Annotated in this window: 9 protein-coding genes and 1 pseudogene; 3 read left to right on the forward strand and 7 right to left on the reverse strand. The window is 72.1% G+C overall.

Annotated features, from left to right (window positions below; all coding sequences use genetic code 11):
* Nucleotides 1–246, reverse strand: a 246-nt coding sequence (locus tag VGP36_17455) for a hypothetical protein (protein ID HEV7656505.1), incomplete at its 3' end; no start/stop codon positions are given.
* 1226 nt (nucleotides 247–1472) lie between these two features.
* Between VGP36_17455 and VGP36_17460 the strand changes: the two genes are divergently transcribed.
* Nucleotides 1473–1766, forward strand: a complete 294-nt coding sequence (locus VGP36_17460) for a hypothetical protein (GenBank protein HEV7656506.1) — start codon at nucleotides 1473–1475, stop codon at nucleotides 1764–1766.
* Nucleotides 1767–2029: 263 nt separating this feature from the next.
* Nucleotides 2030–2232 (forward strand): annotated as a pseudogene (locus tag VGP36_17465) (alpha-hydroxy-acid oxidizing protein).
* Here VGP36_17465 and VGP36_17470 read toward each other — a convergent pair.
* The 6 genes from VGP36_17470 to VGP36_17495 all read right to left on the reverse strand — a co-directional run bounded on the left by VGP36_17470 (nucleotide 2159) and on the right by VGP36_17495 (nucleotide 11088).
* Nucleotides 2159–3673, reverse strand: coding sequence for a cytochrome P450 (locus VGP36_17470; protein ID HEV7656507.1), 1515 nt, complete (start codon nucleotides 3671–3673; stop codon nucleotides 2159–2161). The pseudogene VGP36_17465 and the gene VGP36_17470 sit on opposite strands and share 74 nt — an antisense overlap.
* Nucleotides 3670–4836: an NAD-dependent epimerase/dehydratase family protein gene (locus VGP36_17475; GenBank protein HEV7656508.1), complete on the reverse strand. Its 1167-nt coding sequence runs from the start codon at nucleotides 4834–4836 to the stop codon at nucleotides 3670–3672. Before VGP36_17475 ends, VGP36_17470 begins: the two co-directional genes overlap by 4 nt.
* Nucleotides 4837–4853: 17 nt before the next feature.
* Nucleotides 4854–6002, reverse strand: a complete 1149-nt coding sequence (locus VGP36_17480; GenBank protein HEV7656509.1) for a glycosyltransferase — start codon at nucleotides 6000–6002, stop codon at nucleotides 4854–4856.
* A gap of 641 nt (nucleotides 6003–6643) precedes the next feature.
* Nucleotides 6644–8965, reverse strand: coding sequence for a putative Ig domain-containing protein (locus VGP36_17485; GenBank protein ID HEV7656510.1), 2322 nt, complete (start codon nucleotides 8963–8965; stop codon nucleotides 6644–6646).
* An 854-nt stretch (nucleotides 8966–9819) separates the two neighbouring features.
* A complete protein-coding gene (locus VGP36_17490; GenBank protein HEV7656511.1) occupies nucleotides 9820–10260 on the reverse strand; it encodes a VOC family protein in 441 nt (146 codons plus the stop codon).
* Between the two features lie 276 nt (nucleotides 10261–10536).
* Nucleotides 10537–11088, reverse strand: coding sequence for a hypothetical protein (locus VGP36_17495; protein ID HEV7656512.1), 552 nt, complete (start codon nucleotides 11086–11088; stop codon nucleotides 10537–10539).
* Between the two features lie 1022 nt (nucleotides 11089–12110).
* Between VGP36_17495 and VGP36_17500 the strand changes: the two genes are divergently transcribed.
* On the forward strand, nucleotides 12111–25964 hold the full coding sequence (locus VGP36_17500) for a hemopexin repeat-containing protein (protein HEV7656513.1): 13854 nt from the start codon (nucleotides 12111–12113) through the stop codon (nucleotides 25962–25964).
* Nucleotides 25965–25996 lie beyond the last annotated feature (32 nt).

A 25996-nucleotide genomic window follows, 5' to 3' on the forward strand; every position in this document is an offset into this window, starting at 1 on the left:
GTCGGTCTTGAGGGCGTACCCGGTCTGCCCCCCGGCGGCGATGGCCACGACTCCGGACTGGGCGGCGGTCGGGACGTTCAACTGCCCGCCCTCGTTCCCGCCCCAGGCGGTGACGGTGCCGGAGACGGTCGTGGCGCCGGCGGACGGAGCGGCGAGCGCCAGCGCGCCGCCGATCACCGCCGTGGCGAGCGTGGCTGACGCGATACGGGAGATGCGGGCGGCGTTGTCGGAGGTCAGTCGGTACATGGCGGGTCCTTTCGGAACGAGACTGAGACGTCGGATTTGGCGATCCCTGGAGACTGCCGACGGAAGCCCGCGGCGTCTGTTCGCCGGCGAACCGTTCCCCTGTAGCCTCCTGACACTCGGCCGGGTACCTCATGCCGCGGAGCGAGGCCCGACGCGATTCGTGCCCGTGCCGATGTGGTTCGGCGGCATGGAGCGCTGGTGAGTCGGCTGTTTCCCGTCCGGCATGGGGAAGCGACCGGCGAGGGTGAGGACCCGGGTCTCAGCCCGCTGGGAGTGGCGCAGTCGCGGCTGCTGGGCGAGCGGCTGCGGGACGAGAGCGTTGTGGAAGTGCGGCATGGTCCTCGACGGCGGGCGGCAGAAACAGCCGCTCTGCTCGGTGAGGTGTGCAAGGCGCCGGTCGTCGCCGACGTTGCCTTGGAGGATCGGACACCGGTGCCGGCGCCTGGTCAGGAGGCGTTGTATCCGGACTGGATGCGTTCCTGGTTCGCAGCTGTGCCTCTGGTGGAGCGTGACGCCGGTGGAGGCGGCTTGCAGCGGCGGTCCAGGCATGTCTGGCCGACGACCGGCAACTGGCGCTGGTCACTCACGCCTTCGTGGTCGCCTGGTTCGTTCAGGAGATCCTCGGCGCACCGACGACCGCGTGGACGTCGACCGCCGCAGCCAACGCGGGGGTGACCACGATCGATCGCCGCCCTGGCCGGCCGCCACGACTGGCGTCAACGACGTCGGGCACTTGCTGCGGATCGGGCGATGACCCTGCCGTAGGCGGGACATCGGCCTCATCAGTGACCGAGTCGGCGCGCGGAACGGCCGCTCATGGCGCTGGTTGTGCGGTGTTCAGAGGTCAAGGGCTGCGGTGGTGTCGGGGGCGGTGAGTCGGCGGGGCACTACTCGAAGTGGCCGTCTGTGGAGAGTTTCGGCCTCTGGAGCTCTTGGACGGGTCGCGCCTAGCGAGATTGCCCTCGTCCACAGGCGGTCGTGGCGGTGCCGCTGCCCTCGGCTGATGGCACGGCGACGGTCGCTTCGACGCAGCCGCGTGAGTCCAGCAGAATGCTGCCGGAGACGTCCTGGCCATCGAACCGGGTCGTGTTGGGCGTGCCGGTGGCCCCGTGGCCGGGCGGCGCGCGGTGACAGTCACGGTGACCGACAGACCGGATCGTGTGGGTGTCGGAGCTCGCCAAGCAGTTGTTCATCGGCGATGTTGACCGAAGGCATTGCCGGGCACCGTGCGGGCCGCCTACGAGGCCGGGGTCACCGTGCTGGCCGGCACCGACAGCCTGCCGTTCGGGCGCGTCACCCGTGAGCTCGAATGGCTGATCGATGCCGGTCTTCCCACGACCGCCGCTCTGGCCAGCGCCAGTTGGACCGCCCGATCGTGGCTCGGCCTGCCCGGTCTCGATGACGGAGCACCGGCGGACTTCGTCGTCTACGACGCCGACCCCACGCTGGACCCGGCGGTGCTGAGCCGTCAGCGCCTCATCGTCCTGCGGGGACAGGTCGTGGCGCCGACCCGGCCTTGACGTGGGCCGAGCCCGCCTGGGGTCCGTTCCTCTGATTGTCGAAGGTCATGGGTTCTCGACGGGGCGAGCCGACTGCACTCCGCTGGAGCGATGTCGACCTGGAGCGCGGCAAAGTCACCAGAGATGCCTCTTTCTGCGCCCATCGATCCACCAGAGCCCACGAGAACCCGCAGGTCACTAGGAGGGCAGGGCACTACGGATCATGAGGTTGCAGGTTCGAGTCCTGCCGAGCGCGCCCCATCTCCCCAGGTCACAGCCTTATACCCATGGAGGACGTCGCCGCGCAGCTCGGCGAGACCCCGGGTTCTTCCAGCTGTACCCGCCCAACGACCGGGAGCTGACCGAGAGCCTGGTCCGCCGCGCGGAGGCCGCCGGTTTCGCGGGCATCGTCGTCACGCTGGACACGCTCGCGCTCGGCTGGCGGCCGCGGGACATGACGATCGCGAGCTTCCCGCAGCTGCGCGGGCGAGTGCCGCGCGCTCGGCGATCGAGGCGGCGGACTTCGACGGCTCGGCGGATGAGGGATGCCCCGCCGCGGGCGAGCCGGCACCGTGCACGCCGGCGGCGTCCGACGCGGCGTCGCGCATCGACGCGGCGTGCGGCCGGCCGGGGGTGCCCAGGGAGACCGGAAGCGCCTTCCACGCCGACAGACCCCAGTAGGCCCGGCGCTCGGCCCCGACTCGCAGGCGCAGGTCGGGGAATCGCTCGAGGAGGCGGTGCAGGCCGATCTCGCCCTCGAGGCGGGCGAGCCCCGACCCGATGCAGAAGTGCCGGCCCACCGAGAACGCGAGGTGATCGTGCGCGTTCGCGCGAGCCACGTCGAAGCGGTCGGGATCGTCGAAGGCCTCGGGATCGCGATTGGCGGCGGTCACGAGCACGACGACCCTCGTCCCCGGCTCGAGCGGCTGGCCCTGCACCTCGGTGGGCCGCATCGCGGTGCGCGCGGACACCCGGAGCGGGGCGTCCATGCGCAGGATCTCGTCGATGGCGTTGCCCCACAGCGACGGGTCTGCCTCGAGCCGCGCGCGCTCCTCGGGATGGCGCAGCAGCAGGTCGGCGCCCGAGGTGAGCATCGTCGTCGTGGTCATGAACCCGGCGTTGAGAAGGAGTCCCGCGATCGCCTGCAGTTCGACCGGCGAGAGCTCGTCCTCCGCGCGTTCGGGGCACACCAGGGCGCTCAACAGGTTGTCGCCCGGGGCCCGGCGGAGCCGTTCGAGGTGACCGTGCAGCCAGCGGTTGAACGCACGGACGTCCCGGTCGGTCCGGCGGAAGTCGCGCAGGCTCTGCCCCGCATCGATGCTCCTCCCTAGCCGCATGCCGAAGTGCTGGAGCACCGGCGCCTCATCCTCGGGGACCCCGAGGATGTCCGCGATGATCGTGATCGGAAGGGTGAGCGAGAACGACGTGGCGAGGTCCGCGTCACCGCGCTTCGCCATCTCGTCGAGCGTCCGCTCGGTGACGGCTTCGATCCGGTCCCGCAGGCGCTCGACCGTCCTCGCCGTGAACGCCCGCGACACGAGCCGCCGGTAGCGGGCGTGGTCGGGATCGTCCACCGCGGCCATCGACGGCGCGTCGGTCACCCGGAGCGACTCGGGCTGCTGCGACCAGCGCACGGCATTGCCGAGGAGCCTCGGATAGGCGGCGTACGCGTCCCCGACGCCGAAGTCCCCGCTCTTCAGCACCTGCTTCGCCGCGGCGTGCGACGCCGTGATGTACATCAGGCGACCGCGGCTCAGCTGGCCGTCGGAGCGGATCCGCTCGAAGTACGGCTCGGGGTGGCTTCGCGCGGCGGGGTCGAGGATCATGCGCGCGAGCGGGTCGTCCCGGCGCGCCGCCGCGAGGAGCGCGACGCGCGGCATGCCGTGTTGCAGCGCCCAGCGCAGCGTCGTGGGCTTCCCGCGGGTCATGACCGCACCACGGTCCGTCCCGCCGCGCGCCAGTCGATGGAGGGGGCCAGCACCGCCGGATCGACGTGGTCGCGGTATCGCGTGACGACCTCGTAGAGCGAGCTGACGAAGTCGACGTCCATGAAGTGCGGCTTCAGACCGAGCGCCTCGAGCCGGGTGTGCACGACGTGATAGTAGTGCTCCTCGAGCTCGACCCGCGGGTTGTCGACGTGCGCGACCGTGGCGGGCACCGGCGCCGCCTCGACCACGAGCCGCGCGAGGTCGTCGAGGCTGAAGCTCTGCGTCATCTGGTTGAACACGCGGAACTCGCCGGGTTCGGCGGGATGCTCCACGGCGAGGCGGATGCACTCGACGGTGTCGCGCAGGTCGATCATGCCGCGCGTCTGGCCGCCGCGGCCGTAGACGGTGAGCGGGGTGCCGATGACCGCCTGCACGACGAAGCGATTCAGCACCGTGCCGAACACCGCGTCGTAGTCGAAGCGCGTCGCCAGCCGCGGGTCGAGCGCGGTGAGCGGCGTCTCGGCGCCGTACACCACGCCCTGGTTCAGGTCGGTCGCCGCGAGGCCCCAGGCTCGCGTCGCGAACTCGATGTTGTGGCTGTCGTGCACCTTCGAGAGGTGGTAGAAGCTCCCGGGCCGCTTCGGGTACAGCACCCGGTCGGTGCGCCCGTTGTGCGTGAGGGTCAGCCAGCCCTCCTCGATGTCGATGTTCGGGGTGCCGTACTCGCCCATGGTGCCGAGCTTCACGAGGTGGATCGAGGGATCGACGGCCGCGATCGCGAACAGGAGGTTCAGGGTTCCGACGACGTTGTTCGACTGGGTGTAGACCGCGTGATCGCGGTCGATCATCGAGTACGGCGCGGACCGCTGCTCGGCGAAGTGCACGACGGCGTCCGGTCGGAACTCCTCCAGCACCGTCTGGATGCGCTCGCCGTCGCGGAGGTCGGCCTCGTACGCGGCGATTCGCCGACCGGAGACCTCGGCCCAGGCTGCGACCCGCTGGGGGAGCGACTGGATCGGCACGAGGCTGGAAGTGCCGAGCTCGAGGTCGTACTGCCGGCGGGCGAGGTTGTCGAGGACGGCCACGTCGTGGCCTACGCTCGAGAGGTGCAGTGCGGTCGGCCAGCCGAGGTAGCCGTCGCCGCCGAGGACGAGGGTGCGCATGGTCTTCTCCTTGGGTGTCATGCGGCGTTCGCTGCTGGCGTCGCCGGAGCGGGCAAGGGATGTGGGACGGTGAGCGCTGCGCGCGGGGTCCGCGCCAGCCGGTAGAACTCGAGCACCGCGTCGGTCGCGGTGGACCAGCTGTACGGCCCGAGCCAGTCGCGGGCGATCGCCGCGAGGTCATCGGACGTCGCCGAGGCGACGAGCTCGGCGGCGAGCGAGGCCACGACCGACGGGTCGTCGGCGTCGTCGTAGAGCCGCGCGGCCGGGCAGCCGTCGAGGAGCTCGATCGAGGCCGGACTCTCGGCTGCGACGATCGGGAGCCCGGCGGCGAGCGCCTCCAGCAGGACGAGACCGAGCGTCTCGGTCAGCGACGGGAGGGCGAAGACGTCGGCGGCCGCGTACGCGGCTGCCAGGTCGGCGCCGCGCAGCGTGCCGGCGAAGGTCGCGTCGGTCGAGGCGAATCGCGCCTCGAGCTCGGCACGGTGAGGGCCGTCGCCGAGGAACGTGAGGTGGATGCCCGGCGTCGCGGCCAGGGTCATGAGGGACTCGAGGTGCTTCTCCTTCGCGAGTCTCCCCACCGAGAGCACCTCGATGGGCGCGCCGGCCTCGCGCGGGGTCCTCGGCACGGCGAACTGGTCGGCGTCGATGCCGCGAGGCCAGAGGTGCACCCGCTTGAAGCCCATCCGCGTGACGACGCGTTCCATGTGCCGAGAAGTGACGAGGTTGCGATGGGCGGCATTGTGGATGGTCCGCAGGAGGAGGGCCATCAGCCACCGCAGCCAGCCGAGCTTGTAGAAATCGGCGTATGCGAGCAGGTCGGTGTGGTAGGAGCAGACCACCGTGCGGCGGAGCACGCGTGCCGCGAACACGGCCGAACCGCCCATCCACGCGGGATTCACGACATGCACGATGTCGGGGTCGAACTCGCGGAAGATGCGGAGGAATCGGAGCGACGGCCAGCCCCACTGCTGGCCCGGGTACGCGATGCGGGCGGTGAACGACGGCATCGTGACCACGCGGGCGCCGTGGTAGTCGCCCGTGCTCGTCACCGAGACGACGAGCACCTCGTGGCCCCGGGCGGTCAGCTCGCGCACGGTCGCACTCAGCCTGGTCACCATCCCGTTGACGCTCGGGAGCCAGCTCTCCGTGACGATCGCGATCCGCATGCCACGAGTCTCGGTGGGTGGGGCCGTGTCGTCTGTTCACCGGCGAACCGTCCGTCTGTCCGGTTGCCGACACTCCTCTGATACGACAGGAGCGGCAACCCCTCAGGTGTCTGATCAACGATTCTGATGACGGACGGTATGGCAGCAGTGGCTCGGCCCACCGGGCCGCGACGCGAGGCTCGCCGCGGCCGACGTCCGTCAGCTGCGCGGGGATCGCGGCGGTAGCCTCGACCTCGACCAGCGCGCCGGGCCGACCGAGCCGCGCCACGTGCAGCACCGTGACCGCCGTCGGGTGCGCACCCCGGACCTGCATGGCGGCGCCGTACGCCTCGTCGACGGATGCCCCCGCGTCGAGGTAGATGGCCAGGCGAACGACGTTCGAGGTGTCGGCAGCGCGAGGAGTATCAGCAGGAGACGGCGCGGGCTCCTCGTCGAGATGTGGCTGCGCCTGAAGGTCGAAGGAACCGCCGGGCACGTCGCTCAGGGCTTGAGCTTGATCTTGTTCTCCACGTCGGTGACGGCCGGCGCGGACCAGGCGACCCGCTCGGCCGCGTCCCGCTCGGCTGAATCGGCCGCACGTGGTTGCGGCGGTGGGCGCCTCGGGATGCGAGGCGCCCACCGTGCTCGTGCTGTGCTGGGGGTTACGGGGCGAGGGTGATGATGCGGACCGCGTCCGAGCCGCTGTAGACGGACAGGTCCAGGGTGATCGTGTCCTGCGAGGACCAGATGGTCATGGCGTCGGGAGACTCCAGGCCTTGGTCCGGGGTGGTCGCGTAGGTCGTGCCCGGGTTGCCGAGCAACCCCGCGGTGGCCTGCAGGTCGGTAGCCGTGGTGGCGACGCCCAGTACCCGCTCGCCGAACTGGACCGCTCCGTAGTACCGGGTGAGCACGTTGGCGCTGCCGACCGCGTCCGCGTGCACGTAGTACACGTTGACCTTGGTGCCGGGGGCGATGGCGTTACCGCCCACGGTGATGGAGTCGGTCAGGACCAGGTTCTGCTTCTCGGCGAAGATCCGCGCGGAGTCATTGCTCTCCCAGGCTCCGGGCTGCACGGAGGCCGGCGGCGCCGCGTTCGCCAGCTGTCCGGACGCGCCCGGGTTGATCGTCATGGTGACCGTCCGGGTGGCCGTGTCGGCCGCGGTGGACGTGGCCGTCACCTGGAAGGTGGTCTGGCCCGCCCGGGTCGGCATCCCGGTGATCGCGCCGGTGTCGCTGTTCAGGCTCAGGCCGGCGGGCAGCGCACCCGAGGTCACGGCGACCTTCGGAGCGGGGTAGCCGCTGACCCCGAACGACCAGCTGTACGTGGAGCTCACGCTGCCGCTGGGCGGGGTGCCGGTGAGCGCGGCCGGCGCGGTGACGGTGATGGTCTGCGCCTTGGTGCTCAGTCCGTAGGAGTTGCGCGCCGCGACGGTGAACGTGGACGGCCCGGTGGCCGCCGGCGTGCCGGTGATGGTCCCGGTGCTGCTCAGGCTCAGGCCGCCCGGCAGCCCCCCGGAGGCGATGCGGAAGGTCGTGGCCGGGTCCTTGGCGTTGGCGTACGAGTACGAGTACGGCGTGTTGAGCGTCGCGCCGGGAGCGGTCCCGTTGATCGGCGTGGGCATCGATCCGTACACCTTCAGCTCGGCGAGCTGGAAGCGATACCCGGTGTCGTCGGACGCGGGGCGGCCGAGCTTGGTCACGGCGACCCGGAGATACTGGCCGTTCGTGCCGGGCGGGAGGACGTAGGTCCGCGGGTGCCCGTCGTCGGCGGACTGGCCCGTGAAGGCGGCCGCCGTCTTCCAGGTGGCGCCGTCGTCGGAGACGTCGAAGCGCAGGTCGGCGGGGAACCCGGCGCCGGACATCCCGATGGGCTCGTTGGGCACCTGGGTGCGCGGGTAGAGCACGGCGGAGGTGATCGAGCGCCGGCTGCCCAGGTCGTAGGTGACCGACTGGGCGACGGTGTTGGCGACCGAGGACGCGCTGCTGTAGCCCCGGTCGAAGTCCCAGCTGAACAGGCTTCCGTTGGTGAGGTTCACCTTCGACCAGTCCTCGTTCTCGATCGAGCTGCTGACCTGGAGCGCCGCGCGGCCGGCGATGAGGCTGGGGGCCACCGCGATCGCCGCGGGCTGGGAGATCCCCGTCGCGACGACGGTCTGGGTGCCGGTCGGGCTGGTGCTGACTAGCCGGGCGTGGATGCCGTCCCAGCTCATCAGGCTGCCGTCGGGGCTGACCCCGATCACCGGGGCGATCTCGGTCTGCGAGCCGGGATAGAGGTTGGCCGGGGTGGTGCCGGAGAGCTGGACCACGCGACCCGCGTACGGCGAGATGCTCCGATTGGCGTCGCTGACCCACACGTCGCGGGAGCCCGGGGTGGTCGCCAGCGCCTTCGGGTACGAGATCCGGGTCAGGGTCGGCGTCGTGTCGACGTCGACGTAGGACTTGGTGCCGTCGGGAGTCACCTTGACCAGCCCGTTGACGTCGGTGCCCCGGGCGGCGTACAGGGTGCCATCGCCGGTGACGGCGAGGTCCATGGCATCGGGGATGCCGAACGAGTCCTTGGCGGCGGTCCCTTCCGCGAAGACGTCATCCCCCCGGCTGATGTAGAGCGTGCCGTTGTAGGCCGCGATCGCCGGGACCACGTACTGGAAGATCTCCGACCAGCCGGTCGTGACGCCGTCCGACCGGTAGGTCGTGATCGTGGAGCCACCGCCCGCCACGCGCTTGTCGACGACGTACAGCGTCCCGGTGACCGGGTCGACCGAGATGTCCTGGGGCGCGTTCAGCCCGCTGACGAACGTGGAGACCGTGCCGTCCGCGTGGACGCTGACGACCTGGTGGTCGTACGCCTCCAGCACGTACGCGACCGTGGGGGACACCGTCGTCTCCGCCGCCTGGGCCCCGGTCACCGAGACCGCCAGACCGGTGAGCGCCGCCAGCGGCGTCAGCGCCAGGGCGGTGGCGATCCGCCGCTTGCTGCTCTTCATGTGTCCTCCTGAGACGTGGGAAGGGAAAGTGGCAGCAAGACTGCGGCGCCGCGATGTAACGCCAGTGACATGGCGGTTTGACCGGCACGACCGGACGGGCGGGCCGTGGCCGGGCCGCCCCGTCCCGCGGCAGGCGTTCTACTGGGACGCCGGCGTGCCGATCGACGCCGACCGGCCGGTCTCGGGATCCGTCGACTTCGCCCAGGTCCAAGCGTCTGCCGAGCGGAACGGCGGAATCGACATCCTCGGACATCAGCATGAGGCGTTCCGCGTCAAGCGTTGGGTCGGTGCCTCGTCCGTCGTCGGTCCCTGCATAGCTGAATGGGGTCGATCCCGGGACGTGCGGCTCTGCTCCGGGACCGCGGCTGTTCCACCGCTTGCCACTGGTCATGCGTGTTCGAGCCGGAGGTCTGGTCCTGCAGTTGGGTGAGGAGGTCCAGATCGTCCGCGGTCGCCCAGACCTCGGCGATCTTCCCGACCTCGATCCGGTGGAACGCGAACTCCTGCGTGCGGACGACCCGGCCGGTGGCCGGCACGCCGAACGCGGTGTCGCTGTGGGTCCGGTGTCGGCGAAGTGGGCGGCGATCCAGTCCCCGTCGACGAGCAGGTGGCTCAGATCCCACCGGTAGTCCGGAAAGGCGCGTACCACCTGCCGGAGCCCGGTGGGGGCTCTACAGCCCGAAGCCGCACCCGGTCGCCGAAGCGGCCGCGACGGCGACGCCGGCACGGGGTGGGCGGAGAATCATCGCTCGGTCCAAGCCGCTGAACGTGCCACACCGGGGGAGGGCACGGTGAGCGGGTGGATGGGCCGGTCCCGACCACGCAACCCGCGGCGGATGCGGGCGTTGCGACCCTCAGCCGATGCGCTCGGCCAGCGAGACGATGATCCCTTCCGGCCCCCGGACGTACGCCATCCGCCACGCGCCCTCGTACTCGCCGATGCCACCGACCAGTCCGTAGCCCTCGGCAGCTGCCCAATCGACAGCCGCCTGCAGGTCGTTGACCTCGAAAGCCACGTTGCGCAATCCCAGCTCGTTGGCCATGGCGGCCGGTGAGCCGGGCACGGAGTCGGGTCGCACGAAGCTCGATAGCTCCAGGCGGGTGCCATCGTCGGGCGGCTTCAGCATGACGATCTCGGTGCGGGAGTCGGGAATGCCGCACACCGTGTCCAAGAACTCGCCCTCGACGAACGTCCTGCCCTCGACCTCCAGGCCCAGCGCCACGAAGAAGGCGGTCACGACGTCGAGATCAGCGACCGTGAGGCCGACGTGGTCGAAGCGTCGTACATGTGACATGGACCCGTCCTCCCGTCGTCGTATCGACCGTGCATCCGCCACGGTAGGCGTTCTCAGTACCTCCTCATTGCGGGACCCCGCAAACGCACACCATGCGGTGCGGGCTCAGGCGGACGGCCATCGGACACGACAGCCCCCGGGGAGGTCCCCGGGGGCTCTCGTCGCTGTCGGGCCGGCGGTGCTCGGCGCCAATGTGTCGTCCCTGATCAGGCGATATGTGGCCGACGTACACACGGTGGGCCATCGGCCCGGGGGAGAGCAGGATTGACGCGGGGATCAGTGGTTCAGGCTATGGCAGACGCTCATGGTGTCCGGGTGGCTCGGGTGGTTCATGTCCAGGAAGTGCGCGTTTCCGAGGTCGTCACGCCACGATGCTTCCGCGACGCATCCGGTGTAGCCGAACGACTTCGCGGTGACCGCCGTGCTGTAAAACGTGACCGTGGCCGTGTTCGGTATCGAACACGAGCTCACCGGCCCGGAGGGGCTGCTCAGCCGGCAGGTGTTGGTGCCGCTGCTGGTGCCGAAGGGGACGTCCGGGTCCGTGCCCCCCGGCGTGAGGTGCGCGCCGTTGATGCTGATCGACTGGGACACGGAGTCGAGCTTGGCGCCGTTCGCGAATCTGTAGGTGTGCATATCGACCTTGACGCGGGCCTGCCCCGGGATGCCGCTTTCCCACATGCTGACGCAGATGGAGAGCTCCCGTAGATCGTCGCCGGTGTTGAAGTACTCGCAACTGCGCGGGGTCGTGGTCGCCGCGACGGCGGGGGTCGACAACAAGGGGACGCTGACGATGCCGACCGCCAGGGCGGCGGCGGCCAGGCGGACCACTCTGAGTGAATGGATCCTGGGCATGCTAAAGCGACTGTGCAGCACCGCTGCTCCCATCATCGGAATTGTCGTACACCGAAAACCAATCACATGATCTGCGGGAGTTGACCGGCAACCTACCGGCAACCTATCGGCGGTTTCGGCAGCGGGACGGTGTCATGTCTCCGGCGGCGGCAACGCTGTAGACGTGCACCTCACCGACCGGTCTCGTGAATCTGGTCGGACCCCGAGAACTGATCCGCCCGGTGTGAGAGCCGTTCATCGGTGCCGCTTGCTCGCCGCCATGATCATCGAGCCTTCCGGCCCGCATCCGGACATTCAGACTCTCACTCGCAGCGGACCTACGAACTGGGACCAGGCCGAGGAAGAATCCGGCTCGATACATGACGCGTCTGCCGCAGCCGCAGGCAGAGGACGGTACTGGGCTTTGATCTCCCGCCAGTGGGCGGCGCACTTCTCTGCCGTAATCCCGTAGGTGAGGCTCCGCTAATTCGTAGCCGGTCCTGCACGTCGGCGGCAGCTCATAGTGCTGGACCCAGCAAGCCAGTCTTCGAGCGACGACTTGGGGTCGGAGGATCGATCTTGGTCCACCGAGTGGTCAGGGCGCTGTGTGCTGTCCCAGGCTGTGGGCGGAGCGGTCCTTCTGCGCGGAGCTGTGACGAACTTCGCCGGCGACTTGAGTGGGCCGTCGGGCGCGGCCCGGTTCGCGGCGGGAGCCAGACGTACTGCGGCCGCTTGCGCCATTCGGCGGGGTTCGAGGTGGAACGGACATCGCTAATCTTTGAGCGCGACAGGAACACGGATTGACCCAGTTGCTGCGTCGCGGGGGGAAGGCGGCCGTAAGTGGTTGATCTGCGGCTGGGCCAGCGCGCTCAGCTTTCTTTCCCGTTGAGGTACCCCACGTGCAGGCCGCGCTGCGTCAAGCACGCCTTCGGTCTGCTCGTCCCGGCACGCCTACCGAGCGGCCCGCTCGGATCGGGGGGCCGCCGGCGCCCGGCCCGCCGCGGTACCGAGGAGGACCAGTGAGCCTGGACGCGTCCATGCCGAGCTACGAGAAGCTCTTCGGCGACCTGGTGTTCCGGGACGGCGACGAGGCCCGCAGCGTGTACTCCCCGGCCGCGTACCTGGCCGACCTGCTGGACCTGCTCAGGAACCGGGACGGCGACAGCGACGGGGACGGCGACAGCGACGGGGACGACGACAGCGACGGGGACGGCGACAGCGACGGGGACGGCGACAGCGACGGGGACGACGCCACTGGCGGCGCGGCGCGGGAACTGCTGAGCCGCCGTCCCGACATCGCCGCCGTCCCGCTGGACGCCGAGCACACCTACGCCGAGCTGCCCTACCTGGACATCGTCAACGAGGTGCTGGAGCGGGAGCTGCGGGCCGGCGGCAGCAAGGACGCCTACCAGCTGCTGGCTGCTTCGCGGCACCCGTTCACCCTGCCGTTCTCGCTGCCGCACCAGCGGCTGCGGCGGATCCTGGGCCACCTGCAGGTGGACCCGGTCGACCTGTACCGGCAGTTCGCCGAGCAGGTCGACCCGGACGTGGTGGCCCGGGAGTTCCTCGGGCTGACCCCGGCGGAGGTACGGCTGCTCACCACCGTGCTGGCCGACGGGCAGGACCTGCGCCGGTGTTATCAGCTCGGGGACACCGAGAGGTGGACCGCGCTGGCGGACGCCGAGCGGTTCCGCCGGGCGACCACGCTGACCGCGGCCGAGCTGCGCGACCTGGTCTACGGGTCACTGTCTGGGACGTCGGCCGGCGGCACCGCGGCCGAGCGGGCTGCGGCGTCGGCGTTCTTCGTCTCCGGGGGAACCGCGCCGGTCACGCTCGACGCGGACGAGCAACGGCTGGTGCACCCCTCGGGGTCGGTCCCGATCGCCTGGTTCGACCGGGTGAACCGGTTCGTCCGGCTGGCCCGGCACACCGGGCTGTCGCTGCCGGACCTCGACCTGGTGCTCCGGCTGTGCTGCGACAACCGGATCGACCTTCCCGCGCTGCGCCGGATCGCGGTCCTGCTCGACCTCCGGCGCCGGGTCGGCCTCCCGGTCGACGCCGTCGCCAGCCTGGTCGCGCCCATGAACACGCTCGGCTTCGGCACCGGAGACGTCCCGGAAGACCTGTTCGACCGGGTGTTCAACGGCCCGTACGCCTCGGTGGAGGGCTCGGTGCTGCGCGGCTCGGCGTACCTGCCGCCGGCGTACGCGGGGCTGCGGACGCTGTCCTGCTCCGGCGACCTGCTGGCCGCCCGCAACGCGGACTTCCGCCGCCGGGTCGGGACCGCGCTCGGCCTGCCGGACGTGGTGCTGGCCGCCGTGGTCGCTCGCTTCCGTGATCGCGCGGACGGGGCCGCCCTGTTCGACGGCGGGGAGATCGGCCTTCCGGCGCTGTCGCTGCTGCACCGGGTCAGCCGGCTCGCGACGGCCCTGGGCGTGCCGGTGGCCGAGCTGTTCGAGGTGCTCGACGCGGTCGACAGCGACCCGTCCGCCCGCCGCTACCCGGCCGTGCCGCTGCTCGTCGACACCGGCGTGCAAGCGGAGCGGCTGGACGCCGTGCTGGCCGTCGGGGACGTCGACTCCGGCCTCTGGCTGGTGCAGACCCTGGTCGCGGTCCTCGGGTGGCTGCAGGCCAGCAGCATCAGCGGCCGCGAGCTGCACGCGATCCTCGGCGCCGCCGGCGCCTCCCCGGCCCCATCGGCGACGCAGCAGGCGGTGCTGGCCGGCATCCGGGAGCAGTTCGAGACCGTCGAGCTGGCTCCCGAGCTGTTCGTCTCGGCCCGGTTCAGCGAGCGCGCGGCGCAGGTGATCCACAGTGTGGTGGCCGCCGACTCCGACGGGGCGGTATCCGCCCGCGACGACCGGCTGCTGCGGCTGGACCCGGCGGCGGCCGCCATCATCGCCTACCCCGCGGTCACCGAGCTCGGCCGGATCACCGCCGACGACTTCCTCGAGCTCGGCCTGGACGAGCGGCTCGCCACCAAGATCTACGCGAACCTCGCGCTGCGCGGGGGGCTGGACGCCGGTGGGGTGTTGGTGGAGGACGCGCTGCCCGGACCGGACGAGCAACTGGTGCTGACCGGCGACTTCGGCCGGCGCGGGGACGCCGTCTTCGCCCTGATCGCCGAGCTCTGTCCTGCGGCCGGCGACGAGGACGGGGGCGAGACGCCTGTGTTCTACCCGTCCGACCTGACCGGGCTGACCGACCTGACCGACGCCGAGCAGGCCGAGCTCTACGACAACCTGATCTTCAACGGCTACCTGGACCAGGACGGCACGGTGCTGTGGCCGGCGTTCTTCGCCGACCGCGGGAACGCCGCGGATTTCCAGATCGGTGCCGACCTGGCTGCGGTCGGGCCGGCCGTGCTCACCCGGCTGCGGGAGCTGGCCACCCGGTTCGACGGAGCCACCGTGGCCCTCGACCCGGCGATCTTCGCGACGCTACCGCTGGACGAGCCGCGGCTCGCCGGCCTGGTGGAAAGCCTGCGGTTCAACGGCTATCTCGGTGCCGACGACCGGTACGCCGACCCGCGGCTGCTTCTCCGTCTCGCGGTCACCGACCTCGACCTCGGCCTCGAGTTCTACCCGTACCGCAGGCGGGTGCTGGACGCGATGCAGGAGCAGCTGAGCCAGACCCGGACCGAGCTGCTCACCGTCTCCCCCGACGACTTCCGAGAGTTGGCGGACCGGGCCGTCGCGGACCGGGTGGCAGCCGCGCTCGACGCCGGCTACCTGGTCGACGGCCGGGTGCCGGAGGGAGCCGGCGACCCGCCGCCGGTGGCCGGCCGCACCGCGGCCGAGAACGCGACGGTCGCCGCCCGCATCCGGACCATCCTGGACGAGGGCCGCCCGTACCGGCTCGACCTGGACGCGCTCGCGGAGCTCGGCTTCGAGCTGGAGGACCGGGAGCAGTTGGTCGAGCGGCTGATCGAGGCGGGCGACCTGACCGAGGACCTGGCCGTGCCGGAGGACCGGCTGGCCCACTTCGGCTACCCGCACAACGCGGCCGGGTTCCTGCTGCCGGAGCTGGAGGACTTCAGCACCGACGTCTTCTTCCTGCTGCACGCGGTCGCCACCGAGCTCACCGCGGCCACGACCGAGATCACCGGCGCGCTGGCGCGGCTCGCGGCCGAGCAGGCCGGCGCGGTGACCGCGGTGCTGCAGGACACGCTCGGGCTGCCGGGGGACACCGTCGCGGCCGTCTGCGGCGCGGTGGCCGGCGGCCCGGCGGCGGTGCTGGACCTGCTGGTGCCGCCGGCTCTCGCTGAGACGGCGCCGGCGGCACCCCCGGCCAGCACCGGCACCGCCGCGACCGGCGTCGTGGCGCCCTCCGGCGCGTCCGCCCCGAACGCCGGCCTGCGCCGCGCGTTCCGCCGCATCGAGGCCTTCGCCGTGCTGGCGGGCAAGCTCGGTCTGAGCGCGGACGAGGTCGCGGTCGCGTTCGGCGACCAGGACCTGACCGGCAAGTTCCCGGAGCCGCTGGCGCTTCCGCCGGGCGTGGACCGGATCGACGCGCTGCTGGAGAGCGGGGACGGCAACGTCTACCTGTTCCGCGAGCAGTGCTGCTATGTCTACTCGCGACAGACGTACGAGCTGCTGGCGGCGAAGCCGCTGCCCGCGGTCTCTCCCCAGTTCGCCGATCTCGCCGCGGTCGACGCCGCCTTCACCGACGCCGCCGGCACGGAGTGGATCGTCGGCCGCGACGGCGAAGGCCGCCCGCGCGCGTACGTCCGCGAACCCGGCAGCGGCCGCTGGGCGCCGCGGGAGCAGACCTGGGGCAAGGTCACCAGCACCTTCGACGACCCGGCCCGGGTCGACGCGGCCTTCGTCGACGAGCAGGGCCGGACCTACCTCTTCGCCGGCGACCAGTACGTGCGCTACTCCGGCCCCGACCACACGTACGTGGACGAGGGCTACCCGCGCACGATCGGCGGCTGGTGGGAGGGCGAGGAGCGATCGGCCGAGCTGCCCGAGGCGTTCCGGCGGTCCCTCGACGCCGCGTTCTGCGGCCGGGACGGCACCACCTACCTCTTCGCCGGGGAGCGGTTCGTCGCGGTCGGCGACGGCGCGGTGGAGCAGCCGGTCGCCAGCACCTGGGGCGTGGTCCGCAATGAGCTGGCCGCGGGCCCCGTGGACGCCGCGTACGCGGACGGCCCGGCGGTCGTCGTTCTCGCCGGGGACCAGGTCTTCCGCTACTCCGACAGCGTCGAGACCGCCGGCGTGCAGGTGGATCCCGGCTATCCGCGGCGGATCGGGACGGAGCTGGGGGCGCCGGCGGAGTTCCGGTCCGGGGTGGAGGCCGCCTTCCGGGACCCCGCCGGCACGCTGCACCTGTTCAAGGACGGCCGTACGGTCGCGATCCGCGCCGACGGCACCGCGGGTGAGGCGGTGCCGACCCCGCAGCGATGGGGCGTGCTCGGCCCGGTGCTGCCCAGCGGCACGGTCGACGCCGCGCTGCTCGGCCTGGACGGCAAGACCTATCTGTTCAGCGGCGAGAGGTACCTGCGCTACTCGCGGGCCGACTATGCGGTCGTGGACGGCGGCTACCCGCGGACGATCGCCGGGGACTGGGGCGGCCTGCGGCAGGTCGACGCCGCCTTCGTGCTCGACGGCGCGACCCACCTGATCGGCGCCGGCGGCCTGCTGTTCACGCTCCCGCCCGAGCTGGCGGCCGACCTCGACGCCGGCCGGCTGCCCCGGCCGGCCCGGCCGGCGTTCGCCGAGCACGGCATCCTGCTGCCCGAGCAGCCGGCAGTATCCACAACGGACACCGGCTGGCGGCTGGCCGCTGACGGCGGCATCGGGCTGGAGCTGCGCCGCACCGCCACGGCGGTCGAGGTGCACTGCGACCCGGCCACCGCGGACCGGTTCCACGTCCGCTACTCCACTCGCCGCTACGCCGAGCCGGACACCGGCTATCCCCGCCCGCTCGCGGACAACTGGTGGAACCTGCCGGACGACCTGCTCGGCCCGGACGGTTTCGCCCACGTCGACGCGGTCCTCACCGGGGCCGACGACCGGACGTACCTGTTCTCCGGGAGCCGCTTCGTCGTCTTCGACAACAAGCGGCGCTGGTGGTCGCCACCGCGGTCGCTGCCGGCGGACTGGGACAGCATGCCCTTCGAGCGGGTGGACGCGGCCTTCGTCGGCAAGGACGAGAAGACCTACGTCTTCTCCGGAGACCGGTATGTCCGGTACTCCGACGGCGAGTACACCCGGGTCGACGACCGCTACCCCGCCCGGATCGCGCCGTTCTGGGGCAACGTGGTCAACGCGATCGCCCGGACCGGACGGGTCGACGCCGCCCTCGTGGTCCCGTCGTCCGACCCAGCGGTGCCGGTCCGGACGTACCTGTTCTCCGGCGGGCAGTTCGTCCGCTACTCCGGCACCGACTACGTCACCGTGGACGACGGCTACCCGCGCGGCCTGGCCGAGCTGACCGGCGAGCCCCGGTTCGCCGGCCTGGACGTCGCGCTCGACGGCGTGGACGCGGCCTTCGCCGACCGCCGGACCGTCCATCTGGTCCGCGGGTCGCAGCTGCACAGCGTCTCGGACGCGACCTACCGCCGCTATGACGACCTCGGCGTCGGGCCGGTCCGCGGCGCCTTCGTCGAGGACGGCGCGATCCTGGCCGCGGACGGGGCCGCCTGGCGGCACCTGTCCGCGCCGGAAGGGCTGACCGTCGGGGCCACCTCGGCCCGCCCGCGCAGCCTGAGCGGGGTGCCGGCCGAGTTCCGTACCGGCCTGGACGCGGTGCTGCCCGGCGTGGACGGCACCACCTACTTGTTCAAGGGCGGCAGCTGCTTCAACACCGAGCTGCACCGGGCCTACCCGCTCGGCGAGGAGTGGGGCCGGCCGCGCAACATGCTCCGGCAGGACGACGCGGTCGACGCCGCGTTCGCCGGCACCGACGGCCGGACGTACGTCTTCTCCGGCGACCAGTTCCTCACCTACCCGGGATCGTCCTATGTGGACATCCCGACCGACGGCGACCCGCGCCCGGTCGCCGAGCACTGGGGCGGACTTCACCGGGTCGCGCTCGCCTTCGTCCGGGGCGGCACCACCTACCTGGTCGAGCCGCCCGGGCCGGCCGGCACCGCGCGCTGCGTGGCCTACTCCGGCAGCGATTACACCGAGCCCGATGACGGCTGGCCGCGCCTGATCGACGCCAGCTTCTGGGAGATCCCGGAGCAGTACCGCCCGGACGGCTTCACCGCCCCGGACGCCGTGCTTGTCGACGGCGACAGCATGCTGCTGCTCACCTCGGGCAGCTGCCTGCAGCACGACCTGGCCGCCGGCACCTGGTCCTACCCGCGGCCGCTGGAGCGGCTCTGGCCGGGCCTCGGCCGGGCGGACGGCCTGACCGCCGCGTTCATCGGCCGAGACGGGGCGACCTACTTCTTCTTCCCGGGCGAGTACGTCCGCCACCAGGACGGGACGGCCGGACCGCGGGCCTCGATCCAGCAGCACTGGGGCCGCGCGCCCCGCAACACGCTGGCCGAGGGCGGGCGGGTGGACGCCGCGTTCGTCGACCCCGGCCGGGTCACCTACCTGTTCTCCGGCGACCAGTACGTCCGCTACTCCGGCACCGACTACCGGTACGTCGACGCCGGCTACCCCAAGCCGATCGCCGGCCACCTGCGCACCGAGGAGCCGTTCGCCGGCCTGCCGGTCGCGTTCGACGACGAGCTGGCCGAGCGCGCGGCCGCCGGCTCCCGGACCCTGGTCGACGCCGTGGTCGGAACCGGGCGAACCGTGCACGTGTTCGTCGGCGAGGTCTGCCACGCGGTGTCCCGGACCCGCACCGCCAGCTACGACCTCGACGTCCTCGGCCAGGTCCGCAACACCATCGCCGACCGGCGGCGGGTGGACGCCGCGCTGGTGACCGACAGCTGGACCTACCTCTTCTCCGGCGACCAGTACGTTCGCTATTCCGGCACCGACCACGCTGCGGTCGACGAGGGCTACCCGCGCCGGATCGCCGACGCGCTGGCCGGGGAGCTGGGGCTGGACGAGCTCCCGGAGGAGTTCCGGGACGGCATCGACGCCGCCTTCACCGGCGCCGACGGCAGCACGTACCTGTTCGCGGGCCGGCGGTTCGTCCGCGTCCGGGACGGGGCGGCCACGGTCGCGCCGGTGGCCGGCACCTGGGGGACGGTCCACAACGAGCTGGCCGTCGGCGCCCCACTGGACGCGGCCTTCGTCGCGCCCACCGGCGAGCTGTATGCGTTCGCCCACGGCCAGTTCGTCCGCTACCGGCCCGGCCCACCGGACACTGTGGACGAAGGCGGCCCCCGTTCGGTGAAGGACAACTGGGGCACCCTGCCGCCGGCGTTCGAGCCGGAGGTCGACGGCGCGTTCACCTTCGAGGGCCGGGTCTACCTGTGCCACGGCGACGAGTACGTGCGCTACTCCGGCGGGCAGCTGACCGAGATCGACCGCACGCTGCCGCAACCGTTCCGGTACCGGTGGTCCGGCTCGGCCGACTACCGGCTGGCCGACGTCCGTGCGGTCACCCGGCTCGCCGAGCTCGACCGGGCCCACCGGGACGGCGGCCTCGCCGCGTTCCTGCTGCCGGGCTCTCCGGCGGTCGGCGACCCGTACGGCTACCTCGCCGGGCTGTTCGGCTGGGATCCGGAGGAGGTGAAGTGGTGCCGCCGGCACAGCCGGTTCCTGTCGGACGCGCCGGCCGACGAGGATCGGGTGGAGCTGGAGTTCCTGCTCGAGCTGTCGGACCTGTTCGCGCTGACCGGCCCGCTCGGCACCGGCCCGTCCCGGGTCCGCACCGACATCTGGTCCCCGCTGTACGAGCCGCCCGCCGCTCCGGCGGGCGGCACCGCCGCGGCCGCCGGCACCGGCCCGGCCGCCGGCACAGCTTCCGCCGACGCCGACGCCGACGCCGACGCCGCGGCCGACGCCGCTTTCGCCGCCGCCTGCGACGCCGCCGCGACCGTGCTGCTCGACCTGCTGGCCCGCCGCACCGGCCCGGCCGGCTGGCCGACCCTGTCCCGGCAGCTGCACGACGAGCTCAACGAGGCCCGGCGGGACGCCCTGGTGGCCGCCGTCGTCGGGCGCAGCGCGGCGCACCCGCCCGCCCTGCGCGACTCCCATGACCTGTTCCGGCGCTTCCTCATCGACGTCGACATGGGCAGCCGCGGCACCACCTCGCGGGTGCGCGAGGCGATTGCGGCGACCCAGCTCTACGTGCACCGCTACCTGCTCAACCTGGAGACCGGGCCGGGTGACGGCGACAGCGGCCCGGACGGGATCCGGCAGCGGATCAAGGCCTGGTGGAGCTGGATGCGCAGCTACCCGATCTGGGCGGCCAACCGCAAGGTCTTCCTCTACCCGGAGAACTACCTGCGACCGGAGCTGCGGCCGAGCCGGACCCCCGCGTTCCGCGGGCTGGAGAACGACCTGCTGCAGAGCGAGATCACCGCGCAGTCGGTGGAGCGGGCGTACAAGCGCTATCTGGACGAGTACACGGAGGTCTCCCGGCTCACCATCGCGGGCGGCTACGTCTACACCAAGGACCAGGACCCGGCCGGCCCCCGCCGGTTGGTCCTCTTCGGACGGACGAAGACCGACCCGCGGCGCTACTACGTCCGCCGCGCCGAGTTCGCCGGCCCGGACGGCACGTCCGCGGCCTGGGAGCCCTGGCAGTACGTCGACCTGCAGATCGACGCGGACCAGGTGCGTCCGGTGCACGCCTTCGGGCGGGTCTTCGTGTTCTGGGCGACGACCGAGACCGTTCCGGCCGACGAGGTCGGCACGGCGACGACCGCGAGCACGCCGACCGCGCAGCCGGCCCAGGAGTGGTCGCGGCGGACGCGGGTGCGGATCTCGTACTCGTTCCAGAACCTCGACCAGGCCTGGGTCCCGGTGCAGACGCTGGGCTTCGGGCCGACCGACCAGGGTCGGATCTCCGGCCTGACCATGATCCTTCGCCCGCGGACGAAGGCCGGTACGGACCGGGACTCCGTGCTCGTGTCCTGCTCGTACACGGTCATCCCGCCGGCGGCGGAGGGGGACGAGCCCGCGCCCGCCGCCGCGCCGGCGGCGCCGGCCACCGCGGCCCAGCTCGTCAACGACCCGGTCCTCCGCACCGTCGCGCAGATCCTCATGGCGCAGGCGGCCGCGACCAACACCGCCCTCGCCACCGCGACCACTCCTACCACGGCCGTCGCCGTCGCCCGGTCGGTCCTGCGCCGGACGCTGCTGTTCGACCTCAACCCGGAGCTGTACGCGGACGACCTGCTCGACGACCCGGCCGCGCTGACTCCCGACGTGGTCGAGCTGATCGACGACCTCGCGGCCGACTCGGCCGCGGCGGCGACCGCCGACCGGGTGGCCACCATCTTCGTCGACACGGTCGGCCCGGCCGACGTGGTGCGCTTCGATCACCCGACCGGCGCGGAGATCTGGCCGTGGTTCAGCGTCGACCTCAAGGGCGGCAGCTTCCTGTGCCGGCCCGTCGTCCCGGATCCCGAGGAGGAACCGGACGACCTGACCGGCAACACCGACCGGCTGCCGCCCTGGCGCGCGGTGGACGCCGCCGTCGAGCTTCCCGACGGCACCCGGTACTTCTTCGACGACACCACCGGCGAGTACGCGGCGGCGCCGCCGAACGGCACCCCGGGCGATCGGGCGCCGATCGCCGCCCGGTGGGGCCGCCAGCGCGCGGTGCTGCCGGACGAGCGGGACAGCGAGGTCGACGCGGTCCTGGCCCGCGGCGACAAGACGTTCGTCTTCACCCGCAACCGCTACGTACGGTTCGGCGGGGAGCCATTCCGGGTCGCCGACGCCGACTTCACCTCACGGGACCTCGCCCGCAACCCCGACAACCTGCCGCAGTGGGCGCGGGTGGACGTCGCCTTCACCGGCCGCGACGGCGTCGAGTACTTCTTCAGCCGCGACAGCCACGAGTTCGTCACCTCCGCGGCCGGGTTCGACAAGCCGCGCAAGTCCGACCAGCACTGGTCCTTCGCACCCGGCCCCAACGGTCTGGACGAGCCGGACGCGGTGCTGGTCACCGACACGGACACGTTCGTGATCTCCCGCGACCGCTACGCGCGCTGGACCGACCGCGCGTCGAACGGCACCCGCCGGACCGAGGACTACGGCAAGCCGGACGCGGGCTATCCCCGCCCGCTCGCCGGCAACCCCGACGGACTGCCCACCGACGCCCGGATCCTGGCGGCGCACGGGCGCGGCAGCACCCGCTACTTCTTCCTGCCCAGCGGTTACCGGGAGGTCGCGGCGGACGGCACCACCCGCACCCGGCGGCTGCGGCCCGACCCGACCCTGATCGCCCATGACCGGGCCGTCGACGCGGCCTGGGTCGGCGGCGGCCGGCTCTACCTGAGCCGCCGCAACCAGTACGTCCGCTACACGCTCGGGCCCGGCTCGGCCGTCCCGGAACTCGTCGACGACGGCTACCCGAAGCCGCTGCCGCTGACCGTCGACGTCGCGCTGCCCCGGGGCACCGACGTCTACCTGTTCGCCGGCGCGTCGTACACGAAGCTCGACGCCCGCCAGGACCCCGACACGATGCCCTGGCTGCGACCGACCGCCCAGGCCTGGGGCGAGTTGCCGTCCCCGTTGGACTCCGCGCTGGACGCCACGGACGGCCTGTTCCTCTTCACCGGCGCCCAGTATGTGCGGCACGCGCGGGTCGGCACCGTGCCCCGCCCGTACGAGCTGACGACGCTGCCGTTCGACATCGTCCGGCTCACCACCGGGGCCGCCTCGACGCTGAACCGCCGGTTGCTGTCCGGCGGCGTGCCGGCACTGCTGGACCTGTCCACCCAGGAGACCGACGAGCTGGCCGTGACCACCAGCGCCGACGACGTGGCCGCCGTGCGGGTGAACAAGGACCTGGTCGATCCCGGCCGCCTGCCGGCCGGCTCGCACCTCGACTTCACCAGCGCGAACGGCCTCTACTACTGGGAGATCTTCTTCCACGCGCCGCTGCTGATCGCGCAGGCGCTCAACGCCGCGCAGCGCTTCGAGGACGCCAAGCAGTGGTACGAGTACGTCTTCGACCCGACCGACCCGGACTCCTGCTGGCGGTTCCTGCCGTTCCTGGCCGTCGACGTACGGCTGCTGGCCGACACCCTGCAGGCCGGCATCGCCGAGCTGCGGGACCTCGGGCTCACCCCGGCCTCGCTGGAGAAGGCGGCCGGCCCGGTGCTCACCGCGCTGCGGACGCTGGCCCCGGCGCTGGCGTACCGCCGGCCGGAGGGCGACGCCGAGCTGACCGCGCTCGGGACCGTCACCGCAGCCGCCACCCAGGACGCGCTGCAGTCCGCCCTGCGTACGGTCGCCGGCCGGGTGAAGACCGACGAGCAGCGCGCGGTCCTCGACCGGGTCGGCGAGCTGGTCGGCGTGGCGGCGGATCTCGAGAAGCAGGTCGACCGGCTCGGCGACCGCGACACGCTGCTGCAGGCGTACCGGGACGATCCGTTCGACCCGCACGCGATCGCCGACCTGCGGCCGGTGGCGTACCGGCGGGCGGTGGTCATGAGCTACGTCGACAACCTGCTCGACTGGGGTGACCTGCTGTTCCAGCAGTACACGGCGGAGTCCATCGACGAGGCCCGGATGCTCTACGTGCTGGCCGCCGACCTGCTCGGCGAGCGGCCGGACCGTCTCCGCACCGCGCTGCGCCCGGCCACCGAGACGGTCGCCGAGCTGGACCCGGGCGAGGGCGGCGTGGTCGCCCTGCTGACCGCCGGCGGCAGCATGCTGACCGGACCCGGCGCGGTGAACGCCGGCGTGGCCAGCGACTACTTCACGGTCCCGGACAACACGGCGTTCGACGAGTACGCCGAGCGGATCACCGACCGGCTGCGCAAGATCCGGCAGTCCCTGACCATCCTCGGCGTCAGCCAGCCGGTGCCGCTGTTCGAGCCGCCCGTGGACCCGATGGCGCTGGTTCGGGCCACCGCGGCCGGCCTCTCCCCGGCGGCGGCGGTCGCCTCCGCGAGCGCGGTCCCCGTCCCGGCGTACCGGTTCTCGGCCGTCTTCCGCCGGGCCCAGGAGCTGGCCGACAAACTGCGCCAGTTCGGTGCCGACCTGCTGGCCGTGCTGGAGAAGCGGGACGCGGAGGAGCTCAGCCGCCTGCAGGGCCGGCAGGAGGCCGTCATCCTCGGACTGACCCGGGCGGTCAAGGAGGCGCAGCTGAGCGCGGCCGAGGAGTCGGTCGAGGAGCTGGCCGCGGCCCAGGCCGGCGCCCAGCTTCGGGCCGGGCACTACGAGCAGCTCGTCGCCCAGGGGTTGTCCGCCCTGGAGAGCGCCCAGCTCGGCATGATGGGCAGCGCCGCGGCGGCGCACTTCGCCTCCAGCGTGCTGAAGGTGGCGGCCGGCATCGCGTTCGGCTTCCCGGAGGTGCTGATCGGCCCGTTCATCATGGGCGTCGAGGAGGGCGGCGAGGAGCTCGGCAACGCCCTGGACAAGGCGGCCGAGGTCGGCGAGTCGATCGGCGAGGGCATGAGCGTGGCCGGCGAGCTGCTCGGGGCCAAGGCGGAGCAGGAGCGCCGCGGGCAGGACTGGGACCTGCAGCTGAAGACCGCGCAGAGCGACCTGGCGCAGATCGAGCACCAGCTCGCCGGCGGCCGGCAGCAGGTCGCCTCCGCCCGCCGCGACCTGGAGATACTGGAGCAGCAGGTCCGGCACAACGAGGAGGTGTCCGCCTTCCTCACCGGGAAGTTCAGCAGCAGCGAGCTGTACGGGTGGATGTCCGGGCAGCTGTCCGGGCTCTACTTCCAGACCTACTCGCTGGCGTACGAGACGGCGCGGTCGGCCGAGCGGGCGTACCAGTTCGAGACCGGGGCCGGTGAGGACTCGTCCTTCATCCGCCCGACGTACTGGGAGAGCCGGCGCAGCGGGCTGCTCGCCGGCGAGAACCTCGGGATGGACCTGGAGCGGCTCGGCCGGGCGTACCTGGACGGCGGCGGCCGCGGGATGGAGATCACCAAGCAGGTTTCCCTGCTGAAGGTGGACCCGCTCGCCCTGCTCGCGCTGCTGGGCACCGGGCGCTGCGACTTCACGCTGTCCGAGGCGGAGTACGACCGGGACTTCCCGGGCCACTTCCGCCGCCAGCTCCGCACCGTCACCGTCTCGTTCGTCGACGCCGACGGGGAGCCGATGTGGGTCAACGCGACGCTGACCCAGCTCGGTCACAAGACCGTGCTGGCGGCCGACCCGAAGGCGGTGCAGTACCTGCTCGACCCGCAGGGACCGCCGCCGGAGGCCGTCCGCGCCGACTGGCGGCCGAGCCAGCAGGTCGCACTGTCCGAAGTGGACGAAGGGCAGACCAACAACGGCCTGTTCGAGACCCGTTTCGACGACGACAGGTACCTGCCGTTCGAAGGCACCGGCGCAGTCTCCACCTGGCGGCTGGAGCGCTCCGGTCTGGCCGGCGCAGACCCCTATGACGTGATCCTGACGGTGAAGTACACCGCGGAGAGCGGCGGCGGCCTGTTTGCCGGCGCGGTCAAGGGGATGCTCAAGCCGTACGCCGCGGCCCGGTACTTCGACCTCGCCCACGACTTCCCGGAGCAGTGGGCGGCGTTCCTCGCCGATGACACCGCCGAGCTGGCGCTGCCGCTGACCCCGGAGCTGTTCCCGGGCATGGCCGGCCGGCAGATCGAGGCGGTGTATCCCGCGTACGAGCGGGCCGCCGGCGGTGCCGCCCGGCTGGTGCTCAACGGCGGCCAGCAGCTCCCGCTGCCCGACGCGACGCTGCTGCCGACGCCCGGCCTGACCATCGGCACCGACGCGGCCGCCCCGCTGACCTTCACGGTGGAGGGGGACCGGGCCGCCCTGCTCGACGTCGGCCTCGTCCTCACCTACCGGGCCGCGGTCGGCTGACCGGCACCCCACTTCCGACACTCACCCTGGGA

This window comes from Mycobacteriales bacterium, assembly GCA_035995165.1.
Classification (GTDB): domain Bacteria; phylum Actinomycetota; class Actinomycetes; order Mycobacteriales; family CADCTP01; genus CADCTP01.